At 67.2% G+C, this 19624-nt stretch carries 17 protein-coding genes; 6 read left to right on the top strand and 11 right to left on the bottom strand.

Features of this window, described 5'->3' with window-relative positions; translation table 11 throughout:
• Window positions 1-54: 54 nt before the first annotated feature.
• The gene (locus tag AB4Y99_RS01020; protein ID WP_038364754.1) at window positions 55-507 is read right to left on the bottom strand and encodes an RrF2 family transcriptional regulator; all 453 of its coding nucleotides are present in this window, start codon (window positions 505-507) and stop codon (window positions 55-57) included.
• Window positions 504-980: a dUTP diphosphatase gene (gene dut / locus AB4Y99_RS01025; RefSeq protein ID WP_441522060.1), complete on the bottom strand. Its 477-nt coding sequence runs from the start codon at window positions 978-980 to the stop codon at window positions 504-506. The genes AB4Y99_RS01020 and dut overlap by 4 nt, the downstream gene beginning before the upstream one ends.
• 279 nt (window positions 981-1259) lie before the next feature.
• On the opposite strand from dut, the gene AB4Y99_RS01030 reads away from it, so the two are divergent.
• On the top strand, window positions 1260-2432 hold the full coding sequence (locus AB4Y99_RS01030; protein WP_441522061.1) for an AGE family epimerase/isomerase: 1173 nt from the start codon (window positions 1260-1262) through the stop codon (window positions 2430-2432).
• A gap of 6 nt (window positions 2433-2438) precedes the next feature.
• Here AB4Y99_RS01030 and AB4Y99_RS01035 read toward each other — a convergent pair whose 3' ends face one another.
• The 7 genes from AB4Y99_RS01035 to AB4Y99_RS01065 all read right to left on the bottom strand — a co-directional run bounded on the left by AB4Y99_RS01035 (window position 2439) and on the right by AB4Y99_RS01065 (window position 10196).
• Window positions 2439-4265, bottom strand: coding sequence for an ABC transporter ATP-binding protein (locus AB4Y99_RS01035; protein ID WP_441522062.1), 1827 nt, complete (start codon window positions 4263-4265; stop codon window positions 2439-2441).
• Window positions 4262-5152: an ABC transporter permease gene (locus AB4Y99_RS01040; protein WP_112762517.1), complete on the bottom strand. Its 891-nt coding sequence runs from the start codon at window positions 5150-5152 to the stop codon at window positions 4262-4264. The genes AB4Y99_RS01035 and AB4Y99_RS01040 overlap by 4 nt, the downstream gene beginning before the upstream one ends.
• Window positions 5149-6087: an ABC transporter permease gene (locus AB4Y99_RS01045; RefSeq protein WP_441522063.1), complete on the bottom strand. Its 939-nt coding sequence runs from the start codon at window positions 6085-6087 to the stop codon at window positions 5149-5151. The genes AB4Y99_RS01040 and AB4Y99_RS01045 overlap by 4 nt, the downstream gene beginning before the upstream one ends.
• Before the next feature lie 131 nt (window positions 6088-6218).
• Window positions 6219-7772, bottom strand: coding sequence for an ABC transporter substrate-binding protein (locus AB4Y99_RS01050; protein WP_441522064.1), 1554 nt, complete (start codon window positions 7770-7772; stop codon window positions 6219-6221).
• Between the two features lie 97 nt (window positions 7773-7869).
• Window positions 7870-8583, bottom strand: a complete 714-nt coding sequence (locus tag AB4Y99_RS01055) for an SDR family NAD(P)-dependent oxidoreductase (RefSeq protein ID WP_441522065.1) — start codon at window positions 8581-8583, stop codon at window positions 7870-7872.
• Window positions 8584-8596: 13 nt separating this feature from the next.
• The gene (locus AB4Y99_RS01060; RefSeq protein ID WP_441522066.1) at window positions 8597-9754 is read right to left on the bottom strand and encodes an NAD(P)/FAD-dependent oxidoreductase; all 1158 of its coding nucleotides are present in this window, start codon (window positions 9752-9754) and stop codon (window positions 8597-8599) included.
• A 13-nt stretch (window positions 9755-9767) separates the two neighbouring features.
• A complete protein-coding gene (locus tag AB4Y99_RS01065; RefSeq protein WP_113253558.1) occupies window positions 9768-10196 on the bottom strand; it encodes a RidA family protein in 429 nt (142 codons plus the stop codon).
• Window positions 10197-10552: 356 nt separating this feature from the next.
• Here AB4Y99_RS01065 and AB4Y99_RS01070 point away from each other — a divergent pair, with 356 nt between their 5' ends.
• Window positions 10553-12079, top strand: coding sequence for an ABC transporter substrate-binding protein (locus tag AB4Y99_RS01070; RefSeq protein ID WP_441522067.1), 1527 nt, complete (start codon window positions 10553-10555; stop codon window positions 12077-12079).
• A 125-nt stretch (window positions 12080-12204) separates the two neighbouring features.
• Here AB4Y99_RS01070 and AB4Y99_RS01075 read toward each other — a convergent pair whose 3' ends face one another.
• Both AB4Y99_RS01075 and AB4Y99_RS01080 read right to left on the bottom strand, forming a co-directional pair.
• Window positions 12205-13530 carry an NAD(P)/FAD-dependent oxidoreductase gene (locus AB4Y99_RS01075; protein ID WP_441522068.1) on the bottom strand — a complete coding sequence of 442 codons (1326 nt, stop codon included), beginning with the start codon at window positions 13528-13530 and terminating at the stop codon, window positions 12205-12207.
• A gap of 76 nt (window positions 13531-13606) precedes the next feature.
• Window positions 13607-13960 (bottom strand): GntR family transcriptional regulator, encoded by a 354-nt coding sequence (locus AB4Y99_RS01080; protein ID WP_441522069.1) that lies wholly within the window; start codon window positions 13958-13960, stop codon window positions 13607-13609.
• 319 nt (window positions 13961-14279) lie between these two features.
• Between AB4Y99_RS01080 and AB4Y99_RS01085 the strand changes: the two genes are divergently transcribed.
• The 4 genes from AB4Y99_RS01085 to AB4Y99_RS01100 all read left to right on the top strand — a co-directional run.
• Window positions 14280-15293, top strand: a complete 1014-nt coding sequence (locus AB4Y99_RS01085) for an SIS domain-containing protein (protein ID WP_441522070.1) — start codon at window positions 14280-14282, stop codon at window positions 15291-15293.
• 17 nt (window positions 15294-15310) lie between these two features.
• On the top strand, window positions 15311-16147 hold the full coding sequence (locus tag AB4Y99_RS01090; protein ID WP_441522071.1) for a PfkB family carbohydrate kinase: 837 nt from the start codon (window positions 15311-15313) through the stop codon (window positions 16145-16147).
• 15 nt (window positions 16148-16162) lie between these two features.
• Window positions 16163-18214, top strand: coding sequence for a hydantoinase/oxoprolinase family protein (locus tag AB4Y99_RS01095; protein ID WP_441522072.1), 2052 nt, complete (start codon window positions 16163-16165; stop codon window positions 18212-18214).
• Window positions 18214-19624 (top strand): hydantoinase B/oxoprolinase family protein (locus AB4Y99_RS01100; protein ID WP_441522073.1); only part of this gene is annotated, 1411 nt, incomplete at its 3' end. The genes AB4Y99_RS01095 and AB4Y99_RS01100, both read left to right, overlap by 1 nt.

The following is a 19624-nucleotide window of genomic DNA, read 5'->3' on the forward strand; positions in this document are numbered from 1 at the left end:
GGTGAAGCTAACGTAATTCACACGTTCTGTCGAAGAAAGAGATAAATCACATCTTTATATTGTGAAATCGGGGTGGGACCTGCCATCCGCGGCCGCCGCCCGGTCCAAAGCGCGCCGGCAGAACTCTTCCACAGTGACCTCCTCCAGTGACGACAGGAAGGCGGCTGAGGCGGCCTCGACCTGGGGCGCGATCACATCGTCGATCAGGGCCGAATGCGGCATCGGGCCGAGCGCATCCTCGCCATCGTCCTCCATCGCGGCGCGCACGATGTCTCCGGCCGTGATCCTGCGGCGCTCGCGTGCCAGCTCGTAGCCGCCGCGCGGGCCGCGCACGCCTTTGAGGATTCCGGCGCGCACCAGTGCCTGCAGCAGCGTCTCGAGATGGCGCGGCGGCAAGGCGTGCCGCGCGGCGAGCAGCTTCGCCGCCACCGGCGAGGGCCGCGCATGCAGCGCGATGTCGACCACCGCGGCGATGGCGAGAAGGCTGCGACGGGAGAGGAGCATCATGACCGGCCTCCCGGAGCCTCGCCGCCGGCGATGCCCGTCGAGCCGAAGCCGCCGCCCCCTCTTTTCGTGGAAGCCGAGAAGGCTTCGACGACTTTGAAGGTCGGCCGCAGGATGGGCAGGAAGACGAGCTGCGCGATTCTGTCGCCGGGGGTTATTCGAAGTGGCGCGCTCCCCGGCGGCGTTCTCAGCCAGGCGCTGATGAAGATCTGGTTCTGGTAATCCGCGTCGATCGTCCCGACGCTTTGGCCGAGGATGAGGCCCTTCTTGTGGCCCAGCCCAGACCTCGCGAGCAGGAAGGCGGCGACGTTGGGATCATTCATCTGGATCGCGATGCCCGATGGGATCAGGACCGCGTCGGCTTGCGGCTGAAGATCGAGCGGTTCGTCGATGCAGGCGAAAAGGTCGATGCCGGCCGACATGTCCGTTTGATATGTCGGGAGGCCCCAATCGAAGATCCGGTCGTCGAGGACCATCATTTCGAAGCGGGGGCTGTCGTGCAGTGTGCTCAAGATGACCCCTCGCGTCGCGGACGCCCCGTTCTAGGCCGCATGCAGGGCGCTGTTCAACTCCCATTCCGGCCGCTGCCTGAGCTCCCGACATGCCTGCGCCCGACCCATCTGCAGGCCGGGGAATGGGGCCGCTGCGGAGGCGCCTTGACGGGGCTGCCCGGAATCGGGCTCGTGCCCGAACGAGGAGAGGGGACCGGCCGTGCGCGGCCCGGCCCCGGCGTTCCTCGGGGAGGATATCGATCGATGAAGCGCATCGAAGCGTTGGAAGCGACCATCGGCTCGCCGCGGGACTGGCTGGCGCAGGTTCTGATCCCCAGCTGGATCGAGCGGGTCCTGCAGCCCGGCCGGCCGGGCTTCGTCGAGCATTTCGATCCGGCGCAGGCCAGGCACGATGCCGGTGCGGTCAGGACGACGCTGGTCACGGCCCGGCTGACCTATGTGTTCAGCCATGCGCATCTGCTCGACCCTTCCGGTCCGGCGCTCGCCGCAGCGCAGCACGGCTTTGCGTTCCTGCGCGATCGCTGCCGCGACGGGCAGGGCCGGTTCCGCCATGTCATCGGCGAGGACGGCACGCCGGTCGACGCCCGCACCGATCTCTACGACCTGGCTTTCGTCCTCTTCGCCATGGCCTGGTTCCATCGGGCGACGCGGGACGGGCAGGCGCTCGCGATCGCAGACGAGGTCATCGGCTTCATCGAGCGCGAGATGTCGCATCCGGAGGGCGGCTTCGCCGAGGACACGCTCGGCACGCTGCCCCGCCGGCAGAACCCGCATATGCATCTGCTCGAAGCCTTCCACGCGCTTGCCGAGGCCACGGGCGAGAAGCGCTGGCTCGATCGTGCCGGCGATATCGTCCGGCTGGCGCGCGAGCGCATGGTCGACACCAAGACCGGCTCGCTGGGCGAATATTTCACGCAGGACTGGCAACCGGTCCCCGGCGCCGCCGGCGCCTTGCGCGAGCCGGGGCATCATTTCGAATGGACCTGGCTGCTGCTGCATCACTGGCGGCTCACCGGCGATGTGGCGGCGCGCGACCTCGCGGACAGGCTCTACGCCTTCGCCATCCGTCACGGCCTGGATGATGGCGTTGCGGGGCCCGTCGCGGCCTTCGACGGTGTCGACCGGACTGGAAAGCTCGTCGCGCCGACGAAGCTGCTCTGGCCGCAGACCGAGGCGATCAAGGCGTTTCTGGCCCGGATCGAATTGCTCGGCGATGACGATGCGGCCCGGCGCCTCGAACCCCATCTCGACGGTCTGTTCCGCACTTTCGTTGCGCCCGATACGGGGCTCTGGTTCAATCAGGTCACAAGAAGCGGGGCGCCCGCGCAGACCGTGATCCCGGTGCGCGTGCTGTATCATCTCGTGCTGGCCCTGGCGGAATGGGACCGTGTCGGCCGCGGAGCTGCGCCGGGTTGACCGGCGCTATGCCCTCGCATCGACGGGCTGGCGGATGAAATGGCCGGGAGCGACCTCCACCAACGCCGTCGGCACCGCCTGCCAGTCGAGCTTGCGGATCGGGCTCGGCAACTCGTCGACCGCGAGTTCACGGCGTAGCGCGCGGCGGCGCGGATCGGGAACGGGGACCGCTGCCAGCAGCTTGCGCGTATAAGGGTGGCGCGGGTCAGAGAACACCGCCTCGCGCGGGCCGATCTCGACGATCTCGCCGAGATACATCACCGCGACGCGGTGGCTGACGCGTTCAACCACCGCCATGTCGTGCGAGATGAAGAGATAGGCGAGGCCGAGCTCGGACTGGAGATCGAGCATCAGGTTCAGCACCTGTGCCTTCACCGAGACGTCGAGCGCCGAGACCGCCTCGTCCGCCACCACGAGCTTGGGCGAGAGCGCCAGCGCCCGGGCGATCGCGATGCGCTGGCGCTGGCCGCCGGAGAACTCGTGCGGAAAACGCACATGCATCTCGGGGGCGAGCCCGACCTTGCGCAAGAGTTCGGCGACGCGCTCGCGGGCTTCGTTTCCCTTGGCGAGCCCGTGCACCAGGATCGGCTCGGCCAAGGCGCTGCCGACGCTCTTGCGTGGATTGAGGCTGGCGAAAGGATCCTGGAAGATCATCTGCATCTCGCGGCGGACATCGCGCAATTCGCTCTTGACGAGCCCGGTGACGTCGCGCCCGCCGAAGCGGAYGCTGCCGAAGGAGGGCTCGACCAGCCTCAGGATCGAGCGCCCCGTCGTCGACTTGCCGCAGCCGGATTCGCCGACCAGCGCCAGTGTCTCGCCGCGCCGCAGGCTGAAACTGACGTCCTCGACGGCATGGACTTGGCCCCGCAAGCGGCCGAGCAGGCCGCCGCGGATGCCGAAGCGGGTCGTCAGCCCCGCGACTTCGAGCAAAGGCGGCTCGGCCGCCGCGACCGTGTCGGGCTGCTCGATCGGCTTGCCCTCGACCTTGCCGTTATCGGGATCGATGCGCGGGAAACGCAGGGGCCGGGCGTGGCCCTCCATGTCGCCGAGCTTGGGCACTGCCGCCAGCAGCGCCTTGGTGTAGCCGTGGACGGGATTATTGAAGACCTGTGCTGCCGGGGCATCCTCTAGCTTCCTGCCTTTCCACATCACCACGACGCGGTCGGCGATYTCGGCGACGACGCCCATGTCRTGGGTGATGAAGAGSACGGACATSCSCTCCTCGTCCTGYAGCGTCTTGATCAGCTCCAGGATCTGCGCCTGGATCGTCACGTCGAGCGCCGTCGTCGGTTCGTCGGCGATCAGGAGCTTGGGTTTGCAGGCGAGCGCGGTCGCGATCATCACGCGCTGGCGCATGCCGCCGGAGAGCTGGTGCGGGTGGTTGTCGAAACGGCTCTTCGCCGAGGGGATGCGCACCTTGTCGAGCATGCGCAGCGCCTCGGCCTTGGCCGCGCCGGCATCGAGGCCGCGATGGTAGCGCAGCGCCTCGGCGATCTGSWMGCCGACGGTSAGCACSGGGTTCAGGCTCGTCATCGGCTCCTGGAAGATCATCGCGACGTCGTTGCCGCGGACCTTGCGCATCTCTTCCTCGCTGAGCGCGAGCAGGTCGCGGCCTTCGAGCGCGACCCGGCCCTGGATGCGGCCATTGGCCGATGAGACCAGCCGCATCACCGAGAGCGCAGTCACGCTCTTGCCCGAGCCGGATTCGCCGACGATGGCGACGGTCTCGCCGGGGGCTACGTCGAAGCTCAGGTCCTCGACGGCCCAGCGCCATTGCCCGCCGACGCGGAAGGCGGTCTGGAGGTTCTCGACGGAGAGGACGGGGCCGCTCATCGCTCGCCCTTCAGCTTCGGGTCGATCGCGTCGCGCAGGCCGTCGCCGAGGACATTGAGCGCGAAGACCACGACGAGGATCGCGAGCGAGGGCGCCAGAACCAGCCAGTAGCTGTCGAGGATGTTCTCGAAGCCCTCGCGGATCATGCCGCCCCAGGTCGCGATCGGCGGCTTCACGCCGAGGCCGATGAAGGCGAGCGAGGCTTCCGTGCGGATGGCGTTGGCGAGCCAAAGTGAGGCCATCACCAGGATTTCCGGGAAGATGTTCGGCAGGATATGGCCTGCCATGATGCGCGCGTCGGAGAAGGCCAGCGCCCGGCCCGCGCCGATATAGTCGCGCTCCTTGACGGTGATCGTCGGGGCGCGGGCGATGCGGGCGAAGGAGGGGATCGAGGTCAGCGCGATCGCGATGGTGATGTTCTCCATCGAGGGGCCGAGCATCGCGACCAGAATCAGGCCGAGGATTAGCGAGGGGAAGGCCAGCAGGATGTCCATCGCCTGCATCACGACGACGTCGAAGCGCCCGCCATAGTAGCCGGCAAGCAAACCGATCAGCGATCCCACGACCATCGCGATGACGGTCGAGGCGATGCCGATCACCAGCGAGATCCGGGCGCCGTAGAGCAGCCGCGAGAGGATGTCGCGGCCGAAATAATCGGTGCCGAGATAGAAATCGTCATGCGGCGGCTGGAGCCGCGACAGGATGTTCTGCTCGAGCGGATCATGCGGGGCGATGACGGGCGCCAGCACGGCCGCGAGGATCACCGCGACGACGATGGCGAGCCCGACCCAGGAGGTCTTGTTGGCATTGAAGGCGCCGATCGTCGCCTTCAGCCAGCGCAAGCGCGGCGGGGCGACGGGGGCTGCATCATGGACGGAGGTGCTCATGACAGCTTCACCCGGGGATCGACGAGGGCGTACGTGATGTCGGTCGCGATGTTCACGAGCACGACGATCAGCGTGTAGATCACCATCATGCCCTGCAGCATGGTGTAGTCGCGCTGGTTCAGCGCACCGACGATCAGCTTGCCGAGGCCCGGCCGGTTGAAGACGATCTCGGTCAGCACCGAATTGCCGATGAGGATGCCGAGATAGAGGCCGACGATGGTGATGATCGGGATCAGCGCGTTGCGCAGCGCATGCCGCCAGACCACGACGCGCCAGGGCACGCCCTTGGCCCGGGCGCTGCGGACATAGTCCTCCTGCATCACCTCCAGCATGGCCGAGCGGGCGACGCGGGTGATGTAGGCCGCCATGATCAGCCCGAGATTGAGCGCTGGCAGCGCCATCGACTGGAACCAGGCCGAGGCCGAGCCGCTGCCGGCCGAGATCACCGGGAACCAGCGCAGCATGATGGCGAAGACGATCAAAAGGATGATCGCCGAGACGAAGGGCGGGAAGGAGAGACCGAGCAGCGAGGCGATGCGGGTGACATAGTCCGGCATGCGGTTGCGGTTGACGGCGGCCCAGACGCCGAGCGGCACGCCAATGACGATGCCGATCGCCAGCGAGACGATAGTGAGTTCGATCGTCCAAGGCAGGACGGCGAGCACCTCCTGGATCACCGGCCGGCCGGTGACGAGCGACACACCCCAGTCGCCGCGCACCGCGCCGGCGAGGAAGCTGACATACTGTTCGCCCATCGAGGCATCGAGGCCGAGCCGCGTGCGCATCGCGGCGATGGCCGCGGCATCGGCCTGGTCGCCGAGGATCACCTGCGCGGGATCGCCGGGCACGATSCKMACGACGACGAAGACSAGSGASAGCACYGCCCATAATGTGACGATGGCGAAGCCGAGGCGTTTGACGAGGAAGGCGCTCATGATGCCGCCGGGTTGGAGGAGGGAGCTGCAGCGGCTGGCCGCCGCGCCGAACCGATTTCCACCTCACACCGTCATCCCGGATCGGCGCGGCTGGCGCCGCTTGTCCGGGATGACGCCGCTGGGTCGTCAGCTCACTTCGTGAAGTGTGTCGTCTCCAGCACCGGCGGGCCGAGATTGAGCGAGGCCTTGAGCTCGTAGCCGAGGTCGAGATTGTCCTTGTAGGCCCAGAGCTGCATCATCTCGTTGACCGGTATGGCGCAGACATCGGCGATGATCTTCTCCTGCGCCGTCCTCCAGAGCGCGAGCTGCTTGGCCTTGTCGGTCTCGGAGCGCGCGGCGTCGATCTCGGCATCGGCGACCTTGCAATGCGAGAAATTGGTCACCGCCGTCGGCGTCTTCACGATCGCGCGCGAATGGAAGAACTGCGAGAGATAGACATCCGCCACCGGGAAGCGCGCCGCCTGGAAATGCACGACCTGCGAGAGGGCCTGCCGGATCTGCTGGTGGAAGGTCGCGTGTTCCACCGGCTGGATCTCCAGGGTGATGTTCGCCTTCTTCAGCAGCGCCTGCACCGCCTCGGTGAAGCTCAGCATCGAGGGCAGGGTGGTGTTGATCGCCTTGATGGTGACGCCATTGGGAAAGCCGGCCTCCGCCAGCAGCGCCTTCGATTTGGCGAGGTCGAAGGGCAGGAGCGGGGCCTTCTCGTCTGTGCCGAGATAGCCCGAGGGCACGACGGAGACGGCCGGGCGCGAGATGTTCTTGCCGCGGAACTGCCAGATTGCGTTGCGGTCGATGGCATAGGCGATGGCCTGCCGGACCTTGATGTTGTCGAGCGGCGGCTGGCTCATGTTGAGATGCAGCACCGACATCTCGGCCGGGCCCATCGCCACGACCTTGACGCCGGGCAGTGCCGTCATGCGGTCGACCCAGGCCTGTTCCTGCCGTCCCAGCATCATGTCGAGCTCGCCGGACTGGAAGGCGAGATCGCGCGAGGAATCCGAGGGGATGAAGCGGTAGAGGATCTCGGTCAGCTTCGGCTTGCCGCGGAAATAGTTCGGGTTGGCGACGAGCTTGGCGTATTGCTGCGGCACATATTCCTGGAACATGAACGGGCCGGTGCCGATCGGCTTCTTGGCGAAGCCGTCCTTGCCCAGTTCCTCGGCGGCCTTCTTACAGACCATGTTGCCGCCATGATAGTTCATGACGATGCCGAGCAGGCTCGGGATCGGCTCCTTCAGCGCAATCTTGACGGTGTACTTGTCCGGCGCCTCGATCGACTGCACCGCGCTGTAGTCCGACGAGAAGGCGGAGCTGTCCTTGGAGGAGGCCCGCTTCAGCGAATAGACCGCATCCTCCGCGGTGAACTCGCCATAGCCGTGATGGCACTGCACGCCCTGGCGCAGCTTGAAGGTCCATTCCTTGCCGTCTGCCGAGGACGTCCAGCTCTCGGCGAGGTCCGGCTCCATGAATTCGGGCGAAAGCTCGCCGGGCTTGATGCGAACGAGCCCGTTGAACATCCATTGCAGCATCGCCTTGCCGGGCGTGCCGGAATTCAGGTGCGGGTCGAGCACTCCGGCATCCGAGCTCTGCATGCCGACAGTGAGCACGGTCTTCTGCGCCAGGGCCGGACTGGCCATCAGCGCGCCGGCCAACACGGCGGCGAGGATCGAAACGGGTCTCTTCATGATTTTCCCCTGCTTTTGTCGTTGAATACGGGTCTTCGTGATCCGGCATCGGCCTGTCCGGGGGAGCGATCTCCACCCCGGTTCCGGCCCGAGCCGCTTAAAGCGTGTCCTCCAGCCTGCAGTTGACGAGCAATTCCGCGACGGTCGCATTGTTGGGCAGTGCCAGCACGGTGGCAACAAGTTCGGCGAGATCGGCCGGCTGGGTCATCGCCTCCGGCGGCAACGCCGTGCTCGACGCGGTCATGTCGGTGCGCACRAAGGAGGGGCARAGCGCGGTYGCSCGMACGCCCTTGTCCCAGGCGATGCGYCGCGCYGCATGGTTSAGMGCGATCATCGCATGCTTGGTCATGTTGTAGGCGACATGGTCGTTGCGCACGCGCTTGCCCGACATCGAGGCGACATTGACGATGCGGCCGGTGCCGCTGGTCTCGAGATGCGGCAGCGCGCAATGGATCAGGTTGAGCGGCCCCTTGCAGTTCGCCGCCCAGATCGCGTCGAGCGCGGCTTCGTCGGGCGCGCGCAGGGTCATKGCGCTGTGCATGCCGGCATTGTTGACGAGCCCGTCTATGCGGCCGAAGCGGGCCGCCGCGGCATCGACCCAGGCGCGATGGCTCGCCCAGTCGCCGGCATCGTAACGAGCGACATGGACCCGCGACGGGTCCCAATCGGCGCTCATCGCCCGCAGTGAGGCGAGATCGCGTCCACCCATGCTCAGGCTGTAGCCTTCCCCATGCAGAAGCTCGGCGACGGCGCGACCGATGCCGCGATTGGCCCCGGAAATCAGGATGACGCGTCCCTCGGGAGCAAGCATGGCGGGCGATGTCCTATCCGTGCAGGGAGAGTTCGGCGGTGCTGTTCCGGCCGTCCGCGAAACGGTTCAGCCGGAAGGGAGAGAGATCGAAGCGCGGTCGGCGCGACAAGGCGAGGTCGGCCAGGATCTCGCCGGTGACAGGGCCGATGCCGAAGCCATGCCCGGAAAACCCTGCGGCGACGACGAGCCCGTCGATGCCCGTTTCGCCGTCGATCGCCGGCAGGGCGTCGGGCGTGAGGTCGATCAGCCCGCCCCAGAGCCGGGCGATGCCGGCCTCCGCCAACGCGGGCAGGATTTGCGTCGTGCGCGCGATCAACGCTGCGACATCGCGGCTGCGCGGGGCGAGCAGCGCCTCCGTCCAGCCGCGTGGATCATGCGGCCAATCGCCGATGCCGGTGGTGACGCGCAGGCGCCCGTCGATCTCCTGCCGCCCGGCTGCATCGGCATTGGCGACGCCGAAGACCGGCGCGAGCAGCGGCGGCAGCGGCACGCTCTGCACGACGCAGACCAGCCTGATGGTCAGCGGCAGGGAGAGGCCGAGCGGCGCCAGCAGTTCGGGCGCATGGATGCCCGTGGCCAGGATGACGCGACCGGCGGCGATGGTCTCGCGATCTTGCGTTTCGACGCCGGTGACGCGGTCGCCTTCGCGGATCAGCGCCCGGATCGGCACGCCTTCACGGATGATCGCGCCATGCCGGCGGGCGGCCTCGGCATAGGCACGCACGGCCGGAACCGGATCGGCATGGCCATCGCCAGGGCAGAAGGAGGCTGCGAGGATGTCCGGTCCGATCGCGGGAGCCTTGTCCCGCACGGAGGTGTTGTCGGGCAGGTATTCGATGGTCAGGCCGAGCTTGCTCTGCTGCTCTACCAATTCCCTGATGGTCCCGACTTCCACTTCCGTCCGCGCCAGCCGCAGATTGCCGTGGCGGCGATAGCCGGTCGGCGCGCCGAGCTCCGCGTCGAGACCGCCCCAGCGTTCGACCGCGGCCTGGGCGAGCGGGAGTTCCGCCGGATCGCGGCCGGATTGGCGCACGCCGCCGAGCGTCCAGCCTGACGCCATCGCCGCGAGCCCACGCGCCTCAAACAGCGTCACGGAATGGCCAGCCCGCGCGATCTCGTAGGCGGCTGAGACGCCGCTGATCCCACCTCCGACGATGACGACATCCGGCATGGCCGCGCTGCCTTCAGGAGAGGTCGACGTCGATGCGCTGCTCCGCCTCGTCCGGATTGCGGCGCCTGTAGGCGGTGACCTCGAACTCGACCTTGAGCTCGGGCTGGCCGAGCGGCGTGCAGGTCGTGGTGTTGGCGGGGTCGATGCCTCTGAACCTGGCGCCGACCACCTCGTTGACCGCGTCCATATCGGCGATATCCGGCACGAAGACCTTCACCGCCACGACATCCCTGAGCGAGGCGCCGACAGCGGCAAGCGCTCCCTCGATATTGCGGAAGGCCTGCTCGGCCTGGCCCTTGGCGTCGGGCGCGATGGCGCGGGTCTTGTAGTTCCGTCCGGCGGTGTTCGAGACGAAGATCATGTCCCCGGCGACGACGACGCGCGAATAGCTGTTCAGCGTCTCGTATTTGCTGCCGGATTTGACTTTGACGATCTCGCTCATGGCAGTCTCCGGAGGCGCGGCCTGCGTTGCCGGGCGTCCCGACCGGCAGCATCCCCTTGCAGGAATTGGTGTATACCATTCGAGTTGTTTTGGGCTGTCAAGGATGGGGATACCCGGCGAAAGCGATGCCATGGAGGTGGCCGACGGAGAACGATCTTCCTGACAATAGGTCGCCCGCGCAAAAAAGATACCGGGATACGCTGCTTGCGGGAGTGATCCAGGCTGTTCGCGCCCTGCGTGTCTTATGCCTTGTCGCGTCTTTCGGCGCCGGGTCGAGTCACATTGACAAGCTGGTATATACCAAATCATTCTGCGCTTTCGGCTGATCAAGCCGCCAGAACAGAGAGGGGTATGCGATGGTCTCGATCTCTCGCCGCAATCTGCTCGCCGCCGGTGCCGCCTTGCCTCTTCTGGGATTGCGAGCCCATGCCCAGGCTGCCGGCAAGGTGCTGCGCTTCGGCCTGTCGAGCTTTCCGCCCAGCCTGCAGCCCTGGCTCCATACCGGCACGGCGGCGCTCACGGTCAAGCTGCTGATCTTCCGCGGGCTGACCGGCTTCGACGAGAAGGGCGAGGTGCGGCCCGAGCTGGCGGAAAGCTGGGAGCGCGAGGGCGAGACCGGCTGGGYCTTCAAGCTGCGCCAGGCGAGCTTCCAGAACGGCAAGCCGGTCACCTCCGAGGATGTGAAATGGACGCTGGAGCAGATCGCGGCGCCCAATTCGACGGCCTTCATGAAGGCCGAGTTCGGCGGCGTCGAGCGCATCGAGACGCCCGATGCCCGCACCGTCCGCATCGTCATGAAGCAGCCGACCGTGACGCTGCCGATCTGGCTCGCCAGCCCCCATGTGCCGATCATCGCCAAGGATTCGATCGAGGGGCGCGCGGGTCTCGGCGTCGGCGCGGGGCCCTTCATGATCAAGGCACAGGAGCGTGGCGCTTCGATCGAGGTCGTGAAGTTCGACAAATACTACAAGCCCGGCCAGCCGAAGCTCGATGGCATCAAGCTCGTCGCCTATGCCGACGAGAACCTGCGGGTCGCGGCGTTGCAGGCCGGCGATATCGACCTCATCGAATATGTGCCCTGGCAGTCCATGGGGACGATCGAGAAGGATTCGCGCCTGCGGCTCGTCGCCGTCGACGGTCCTTTCATGGGGCTGAACTTCAACGGCGGCGCCGGCCCGTTCAAGGATGTGCGGCTGCGCCAGGCGGTCGCCCATGCCATCCGCCGCGAGGATATCGTCCAGGCCGCCTTTTTCGGCCGGGGCAGCAAGCTCGAGGGCATTCCGATCCCGTCGAGCAGCCCCTATTTCGACAAGGCCCGCTCGGAATACTGGAACTACGACCCGACCAAGGCGAAGAGGCTGATGGCCGAGGCCGGGGTGCCGAACGGCTTTTCCTGCACGCTGCTCTCGACGGCGCAATATGGCATGCACAAATCGACGGCCGAGGTCGTGCAGGCCAATCTCGCCGAGATCGGCATTCAGGCGACTCTGAACCTGCCGGATTGGGCGGCGCGCGTCGATCTCGCCGGCAAAGGCCGCTACGATTTCATGGTGCAGGGCACGACGGCGGACAACAACGACCCGGACGGTCTCGCGCCATTGATCGACGGCGATTTGCCGGCCAACATGGCGCGGAGCTGGCAGATCCCGACCCCCGAGATCCACGCTCTCTTCGCCAAGGGACGCGCCGAGTTCGATCCCGCCAAGCGCAAGGCGATCTATGCCGAGCTGGAGAAGTCCGCCCTGGAACAGGCGCCGCTCGTCGGCCTCGCTTGGCGCTCGCAGGGCTATGCGATGGTGAAGGGCCTCAGCGGTTTCAAATGCTATCCCGGCGGAACGAATTTCTTCTCCGCCTATTCGCTCGACGAGGCCGCGCTGGCGTGAGGCGCTGCGGCGCACCGCATTTCAATGGAAACACGCCGTCATTCCGGGTCGGCGCCGCTGGCGCGACTTGTCCGGAATGACGCCGCGTTTCCATCAAGACGCTGCATGCCGGGCGCCCGACGCCTTCACCCCGCCCGCGTCGTCCGCTCCAGCCTGGCGAAGCGCTCCAGCCGGAACGGTTTTGGATCGATCATCGGCGTGTGGCCGCTGACGAGATCGGCGATCAGTCGGCCCGCCCCGGGGCCGATGCCGAAGCCATGGCCCGAAAAGCCGCTGGCGATGAAGAAGCCGGGTAGCCGCGGCACCGCGCCGATGACCGGCACGCCATCGGGCGTCGCGTCGATCAGCCCGCCCCAGCTCTCCTTCACCTTCAGGCCGGCGAAGGCGGGGAAAGCGGCGGTCAGGTTGCGTTGCGCCTCCTGCAGAATGGCTTCGGAGGGTTTGGGATCGAGGATGCGCATGCGCTCGAAGGGCGTTTCCGCGTCGAGCGACCAGCGCCGCGGCGTGCGGGCTTCGTCGAGGAAACGATGGCCGAGACTGAGCCGCAATTCATGGCGCTGCTTGACCAGCGAGGGCAGGAAATCGAAGAGCAGCCGGAAGCTGTCCGGCACGATCTCGGCCACGCTCGCGCCGCGATGGGCGATGGTGTAGCCGCCGTCTTGCCGTTTGCGGAAGGCGAAATCGGAGGCGCCGACGGCGTGGACGGGGGGGCCGTCCAGAGGCTCGGTCCGGAACACCGAACCCAGGATCTTGAGAGCGGGCAGGTCGATGCCGAGATTGCCGAGGAAGAGCCGCGACCAGGCGCCGCCGGCTAGCACGACGCGCTGGCAGGCGATCGGGCCGCGCTCGGTGACGACCCCACTGACGCGGCCCGCCGCCGTCTCGATGCCGCGCACCGCGCAGCGCGTCAGCACGGTCCCGCCATGGCGGCGCAGCGCCCGGGCCATGGCCGGAACGGCCTTCTGCGGCTCGGCCCGCGCATCGCTCGGGGTGAACAGCGCTCCGGCGAAGGCGCGCTTGCCGCCCGGCAGCACGGCGTCGATCTCGCGCGTGCTGAGCAGGCGTGAGTCGAGCTGATAGGATTTGGCGTGGTCGAGCCAGGCTTCGTGCTCGGCAAGCTTGGCGGGCGTGTCGGCGACATAGACGATGCCGGAGCGGGTGAAGCCGGTATCGCCCCCGACCAGCCGGTCCATCTCCGACCAGAGCCGCATGCTTTCAAGGCCGAGCGGGATCTCGCCGGGGTCGCGCCCCATGATGCGCACCCAGCCCCAGTTGCGGCCGGATTGCTCGTGGCCGACCTCGCCCTTCTCGCAGACGGTGACCGAGATGCCCTCGCGCGCCAGGAAGAGCGCGGTGGTGATGCCGATGATGCCGCCGCCGATGACGACGACGTCGCTGGCGGCGGGGAGGGACGGGTCCGGCTCTATGGTCTCGATGGTGATGCCCATCACGAAGGCTCCGGCGGCAGGAAGGAGGAGGCGCCTTGACCGGCCGTCCGCGGCGTCGTCGGCCGGACCGGGGCTGCGATCACGTCTGCGCGGGTGGTGCCGCGCTGCGGAAGACGACGTGGTGGGGGTGGTTGATGGACCGCATATATTCGATCGGCCGGCCGTCGCCGTCGCGCGCCACGATCCGCAGCACGAGCGTCGGCGAGCCCGGCGCCAGCGCGAGAAGCTGGGCTTCGCGCTCGGTTGCCGTCCCGACGCTGATCTCGCGGTCGCGGATGCTGATCTCGATGTCGTAGCGCTGCCGCAGCAATTCGTAGAGCGATTGGCCGCCGAGCAGATCCTCGGCCGAGAGGCCCGGGACGCGTTGCGCCGGCAGATAGCTCGTCTCGATGCAGAAGGCCTCGTCGTTCACGCTGCGCAGGCGGCGCGCCATGATGCCGGTCGCCGGGCCCGTAATCCGGCCCGCCGATGAGGTCGAGGATATAGTCCTGGGCCTCGACATAGATCGGTTTCATCCGCTTCAGCGGCTTGGACATGCCCTGCATCTCTATGCGTTGCGTCTCTCTCGGCGACCGTGGGCCCCGCCGACGGCGGCCGAGGCCGCTTCCTTCGTGTTTAAGGCGAAAAACCTGCGGATGGCTACTGTCCGAAGGGCGCGTGCACCGAAACTGGAATAGGCTTGACAGTCATTGGTATATGGAATTGGTGTATACCAATTCCATCGCCCTTTGAAAGCCCGTCCGGAGCCTTCCATGTCCATCGCCTTCGACCGCGGCGCAATCCTGTCCGGGCTGGAGCCGACGCGCGCGGCGCTGCCGGTGGCCTTCGCGCTCGGGCAGGAGTTCGCTCCGCAGATCGACCGCGTCTACATGGTCGCCTGCGGCTCGGCGAACCGGGCGATGCTCGGTATCCAATACTGGCTCGAGCGCTCTTCGCCGGGCATCGAGGTCAGGCGCTATTTCCCGGCCGAGTTCATGGCGATCGACCCGCCGCGGCTCGACGACCGGACGCTGGTGCTGCTCGCTTCGAAATCGGGTACCACGCCGGAAACCGTGGCGGCGGCGCATTTCCTGAAGGACAAGCCCTGCCAGATCGTCGCCTTCAGCCAGTATGGCGAGAAACCGCTGGCGCAGGCGGTGCCGCGGCATTTCCTCGTCGGCGATACCAGCGAATCCTTCGCCGCCATGTTCATGCTGATGCAGGCGCTGATCGGCGGGCTGATGACCGCCAAGGAAGGCTGGCCGCTCGGCGCCAAGCTCATCGTCTCGCTTGACGCGCTTCCGACGGCGATGTGCGACGCGGCCGAGCAGAACGAGGCCCGCGCCGCGGCCGATGCCGCGACCTATGCGGAAGACGACCGCATCTACCACGTCGCCTCGGGGCCGGGCTTCACCACGGCCTATGTCTTCGGCGTCTGCATTCTCATGGAGATGCTCTGGCTGCACAGCTATCCGATCGAGGCGGCCGAGTTCTTCCACGGTCCCTTCGAGATCGTCGACAAGCAGACGCCGATGATCCTGATCACGGGGGAAGACCCGAGCCGGCCGTTGATGGAGCGGGTCGTGAAGTTCTGCGACACCTATGCCGGGCGCGTGATGAACTACGATTCCCGCAATTTTGCGATGAAGGGCATCGACCCGGAGATCCGCCCGATCGTCGCGCCCTATATCCTGCAGGCGGCGCTCAAGCGCTTCTCGGCGCATCTCTCGGTGCTMCRCAACCAGCCGCTCWCSACCCGCCGCTAYATGTGGAAGGTGGCGTACTGATCCGGGAAGGGACGGCGATGGCCTGGAGGCTGCTGGGGCTCGGCGACAACACGGTCGACACCTATGTCGATCGCGGCCTTCAATYCCCCGGCGGCAATGCCGTCAACGTTGCCGTGCAGGCGAAGCGGCTCGGTGCCGAGACGGGCTATCTCGGCTGCATCGGCTCGGACGAAGCGGGCATGCTTCTCTGCGATGCCCTGAGGCAGGAAGGCGTCGATACGTCACGCTGCCGGATCAGGCTCGGCCGGAACGCCCGCGCCTTCATCGGCCATGATGGGCAGGATCGGCGCTTCCTGCGCTCCGAGCGCGGCGTGCGCGGCGAATGGGGCGCGTTCGATGCCGAGGATCTGTCTTATATAGCCGGCTACGATCTCGTTCACTCCAGCATTTACAGCGAGCTCGGCGAGGCGCTGCCCCCTATGCGTGGCGTGGCCCGGCGGCTGTCCTACGATTTCTCGGAACGCTGGACGGACGAAAATCTCGCCGCGACGCTGCCGGCCGTCGATATCGCCTTCCTGTCGCATCCATCCGCCTCGGATGCCGAGTGCCGCGCCCTGCTCGAGCGTTGCATCGGCTGGGGTGCAGGGATGGTCGTCGCGACGCGTGGCGCAAGAGGTGCCCTAGCGCTCGCTGGCGGGCGCTTCCATGAGCAGCCGGCCCGCCCTGCATCCGTGGTGGATACGCTCGGCGCCGGTGACGGTTTCATCGCCGCCTACCTGCTGGCCATACTGGATGGAGCCGGCATCGCCGCCGCCCTGGCGGCCGGCGCCGATCACGCAGCGCAGGTCTGCGGCTATCAGGGCGGCTTCGGCCACGGTGTAGCGTGGACGCAGGTCGACGCGGCCGTGTTGTAGGGGAGGACGACAGAGATGGCATGGCGGATCGGGATCGATTCCGGGGGCACATTCACCGATGTCTGCCTGTTCGACGACGCGACCGGCATGGTCGCGGTCTGGAAGGTGCCCTCGACGCCTGACGATCCCTCCCGCGCCATCGCGCGCGGCACGCAGGAAGGCGTCGAGCGCGTCGGCGCCAGCCCCGCCGACATCGCCTATTTCGGCCACGGCACCACGGTCGGCACCAACGCCCTGATCCAGCATCGCGGCGTGAAGACGGGCCTCGTCACCACCGAGGGCTTTCGCGACCTAATCGAGATCGGCCGGCAGAAGCGGCCGGACCTCTACGATCTCCAGGCCGACAAATCCCCGCCGCTGGTCACGCGCGACCTGCGCTTCGGCGTCCCGGAGCGCGTCCGCCATGACGGCTCGATCGAGACGCCTCTGGACGAGGAGGCCGTCAGGCAGGCGGCGCGGGCGCTGAAGGCGGAGGGCGTCAAGGCCATCGCCATCGGCTTCCTCTACGGCTTCGTCCGGCCGGAGCATGAGGAAGCGGCCAAGCGCATCGTCACCGAGGAATTCCCCGAGGCCTTCATCTGCGCCTCGCATGAGGTTGCGCCCGAGTTCCGCGAGTATGAGCGCATCTCGACCGCCGTGGTGAACGCCTATCTCGGCCCGGTCATGCAGGGCTATATCCGCCGCCTCGCCGACCGTTTGAAGGAACTCGGGCTCAAGGCGACGCCGCATCTGACGCAGTCCAATGGCGGCGTCATCGGCTTCGACATGGCGGCGCGCCTGCCGGTGCGCACGGTGCTCTCCGGCCCTTCGACCGGCGTCGTTGCGGCGCAGGCGATCGGCGCCATGATCGGCATACCCAGCCTCATCACCTTCGACATGGGCGGCACCTCCTCCGACGTCGCGCTGCTCAGCAACGGCGAGGCCAAGCTCGCCTCCGAGGCCAACGTCCACGGCTACCCGATCAAAGCGCCGATGCTCGATATTCATACGGTCGGTGCCGGCGGCGGCTCGCTCGCCGCGATCGATTCCGGTGGCCTGCTCAAGGTCGGACCGCGCTCGGCCGGCGCCGATCCCGGCCCGGTCTGTTATGGGCGCGGCGCGACCGAACCCGCCGTCACCGACGCCAATGTCGTGCTCCAGACCCTGAACCCGACGCATCTGCTCGGCGGGCGCATGCCGATAGACCAGAGCCTGTCGAAACAGGCGATCGGCCGGCTGGCGAACGAACTCGGCCTCGACCTGATGGCGACGGCACAAGGCATCATCTCGGTCGTCACCGCCAACATGGCCAAGGCGATCCGCGTCATCAGCGTCCAGCGCGGGCATGATCCGCGCGATTACGCGCTGGTCGCCTTCGGCGGGGCAGGGCCATTGCATGCCGCGCGGCTTGCGCGCGAGCTCGACATGAAGCGCATCGTGGTGCCGCGCAATCCCGGCATCGGCTGCGCGCTTGGCTTGCTCCTGACCGACCTGCGCGCCAATTTCGCGACGACGCGATTGGCGACGCTATCCGAGGCGCTGGTCCCAGACATGGCCGAGATCTTCGTCGCCCTGCAGGAACAGGCCGATCACTGGTTCGCGGAGGAAGGCGTCGCCTCGGCCGATCGCCGGCTGAAGCGGACCGCCGATCTGCGCTATCACGGCCAGAACTACGAGCTCGCCATCGACGTGCCGGACGGGCCGATCACGCCCGCGACCATCGCCGCACTGGCTGAAGGTTTCGCCGCAGCCCATAAGAGACTCTACGGCTTCGTCGCGGAAGGCGAGGCGGTCCAGCTCGTGACCTATCGCGTCGAGGCGGTCGGCCTCGTGCCCAAGGCCGCCTTCCGGCCGGAGCCCGATGCCGGCCCGGATGCCTCCCACGCCGTGATCGGCAGCCGCGAGGTCTGGTTCCCCGAGGCCGGCGGCTTCGTCGCCTGCCCGATCTACGACCGCGACAAGCTGAAGTCCGGCAACCGTTTCACCGGCCCGGCCATCGTCGAGCAGATGGATTCCACCACCGTGCTGCTGCCGGGCATGACCGCCACCGTCGAGCCCTATCTCAACCTGATCCTGGAGATGCCGTGATGACCGCGCCCGCATCCGTCAGCGTCGACCCGATCACCGTCGAGGTCATCGGCTCCTCCTTCGCCTCCATCGGGGAGGAGATGGGCGAGGCCCTGGTCAAGGCGAGCTATTCGACCAACATCAAGGAGCGCCGCGACTGCTCGACCGCGCTCTTCGACGTCGGGGGCCAGACGCTCTGCCAGGCCGAGCATATCCCGATGCATCTCGGCTCCTTCATCGGCATCATCCCGCATATCCTGAAGCGCCATTCCGTAGCCGAGATGAAGCCGGGTGACGTCTTCATCGGCAACGACGCCTATGAGGGCGGCGGCACGCACCTCCCCGATATCGTGCTGGCCGAGCCGGTCTTCCACGAGGGCGTGATGATCGCCTGGGCGGTCAACACCGCGCACCATTCCGATTTCGCCGATCGCGGCCACGCCCATATCTACCAGGAGGGCCTGCGCATCCCACCGATCCGCCTCTATGACGGCGGCGTGTTGATGAAGGACGTGCAGGAACTCATCCTGCTCAACTGCCAGGTCCCGCGCGAGCGCCTCTCGGACCTGCGCGCCCAGATGGCGGCGAACCGCCTCGGCGTCGAGCGCCTGCGCGCGCTCTGCGACAAATACGGCCGCGACACGGTGCTCGCTGCCGGCAAGGCCTTGCAGGACTATGCCGAGCGCAAGATGCGCGCCGGCATCGCCTCGATTCCCGACGGCACCTATCGCTTCTCCGATTCCTTCGACAATCCCGAGATCGACGAGCCGCTGACCTTCTCGGTCGAAATTACCGTCAAGGGCGAGGAGATGCGGCTGGCCTTCGACTCGCCGCCGCAGATGCGGGCCGGCTTCAACATGGTCTACACCGCGCTGCTCTCGACCGTGTATTACGCGGTCAAGACCGTGGCCGACCCGACCATCCCGCCCAATGCGGGGCTCGCGCGGCCGCTCACCGTCACGGCGACCGAAGGCACGGTGCTGAATTGCGTGCATCCGGCCGCCGTCAACGGCCGCATCGCCGCCTGCCAGCGCGTCGTCGACCTGATTCATGGCGCGCTGGCGCAGGCCGTGCCGGACCGGGTGATCGCGGCCTGTTCGGGCGCAGTCGCCTCGGCGACCTTTGCCGGCGAGCAGCCCGGCAGCGGCGAGCTCTGGGTCTATCTCGAGACGATCGGCGGCGGTTCCGGCGCTCGCGCCAACAAGGACGGGCTCCACGGCGTCCATGTCCACATGACCAACACCTCGAACCTGCCGGTCGAGGCGCTGGAACTCGAATATCCGCTGACCTTGTTGCGCTACGAGCTGGTCGATGGTTCGGGTGGGGATGGCCGCCAGCGCGGCGGTATGGGGCTTCGCCGCGTCTACCGGGCGGAGGCGCCGTGCCGGCTCAACGTCGACAATTCGCGCCTGACCTCGCGGCCCTGGGGGC

Source organism: Allobosea sp. TAB14, from assembly GCF_052113865.1.
Lineage (GTDB): Bacteria > Pseudomonadota > Alphaproteobacteria > Rhizobiales > Beijerinckiaceae > Allobosea > Allobosea spartocytisi.